The organism is Pseudomonas sp. MD330_10 (assembly GCF_042610415.1).
In the GTDB taxonomy this organism is placed as follows: domain Bacteria; phylum Pseudomonadota; class Gammaproteobacteria; order Pseudomonadales; family Pseudomonadaceae; genus Aquipseudomonas; species Aquipseudomonas rhodesiae.
Map to the genome: position 1 here is coordinate 1 of NZ_JBHGZU010000068.1, position 295 is coordinate 295.

The 295-nt window shown below is 58.3% G+C and carries 1 protein-coding gene; it reads left to right on the forward strand.

Translation table 11 applies throughout. From position 1 onward, the window contains the following. Nucleotides 1-60: 60 nt before the first annotated feature. On the forward strand, nucleotides 61-295 hold a 235-nt coding region (locus ACFZPT_RS26645), incomplete at its 3' end, for a hypothetical protein (RefSeq protein WP_379559121.1).

The following is a 295-nucleotide window of genomic DNA, read 5'->3' on the forward strand; positions in this document are numbered from 1 at the left end:
AAGCGCACTGATTTGACGGGCGACCAGAAACCAGGTCAGAAGGGAGAATGGTCCGGTCCCTTGACTGAGCGAGCCAATCCTGGCGTCAGGCGAAACTACAGCCGCCCGTCGATTCGCGAAGTGGTGGCAGATGGAGAAGAGGCACAGCAGAAACGACGTGCACGGGATAAGGCCCCGGGGCCTGTGCAAACCTTCACGTCTGACCGGACTCAGTACATCACCGATACCGTGCTGAGCAACATCTTCAAGCCCGGAGAGCGAGAAGTGCTAGTCCAGAAAGCCAGAGGCATCACCA